Here is a 962-nt window from a genome sequence, read left to right as displayed (position 1 = left end):
TGCTTCCAGGTGACTGTTGTTCAGACGTGTGCTATTACGACCTGGATTGCCGTCGGGCGCCTGGACGGCGGGCTGGTGGACGAAGGCACCGCGATTGCGGCCGGCATCTGCGCCGCGGTGGTGCTGCTCTCCGCCGTCATCATCCGGTTCATTGCCAGGGGAGCCCCGGGAGATTAGTAAGGGTGCTGAATTTCGCCCTTGGCTGACGGACGCGTCGCCGACGGGACGAAACCGCCGGCCATGGCTAGGTTGGGAATAGCAGCACGCCGACAAGCGGCAGCACCTACACAAGGAGGTTTCTCATGGCGGAAACGAACCGATCGAAGGCAAGCTACACCGTACCGGGGCTCGAACTTGAAGAGGGTGTCAAGGTCGCCGACCTCTTGCAGATGCGGCTTCACGCCCTCAACGACCTGCAGCTGACGCTCAAGCACGCACATTGGAACGTGGTGGGCCGCGACTTCATCGGCGTCCACGAAATGCTGGACCCGCAGATCGAAAAGGTCCGCGCGATGATCGACGAGACCGCCGAGCGCATCGCCACCTTGGGCGTCTCGCCGAACGGTTTGCCCGGCGCCCTGGTCAAGGAGCGCAGCTGGGACGACTACGACATCCACCGTGCCGGGACCGCCGAGCACCTGGCCGCCCTGGACGTCGTGTACAACGGCGTGATTTCCGACCACCGCGAGGCCATCGAAACCGTTGGCGAAATCGATCCGGTCACGGAGGACATGCTGATCGGCCAGACCGCCGAGCTGGAGCTCTTCCAGTGGTTCATGCGCGCACACCTGGAAAACAGTGCCGGTGAACTGGCGACCGAAGGCGCCAGGACCGAAAAGGGCGCGGCCAAGAAGACCAAGTAGGCCGGCGGCGCCCTCATGGAACGTAGTAAGCACACTTAGCATCGTTGGGGTATATCGTCCGGACCCTGGCGTCACGTGAGGCCGGTCAGGCTTCCTCAC

At 63.4% G+C, this 962-nt stretch carries 1 protein-coding gene; it reads left to right on the top strand.

The window, feature by feature from the left end; genetic code table 11:
• The first annotated feature begins 302 nt into the window (after positions 1–302).
• Positions 303–863 carry a Dps family protein gene (locus AC5RUJ_RS17195; protein WP_494001651.1) on the top strand — a complete coding sequence of 187 codons (561 nt, stop codon included), beginning with the start codon at positions 303–305 and terminating at the stop codon, positions 861–863.
• The last annotated feature ends 99 nt before the right edge of the window (positions 864–962 follow it).

Source organism: Arthrobacter sp. Y3223164 (genome assembly GCF_059091005.1).
The sequence above is the reverse complement of the archived record's forward strand: the minus strand, read 5'-3'. Positions and strand labels throughout refer to the sequence as shown.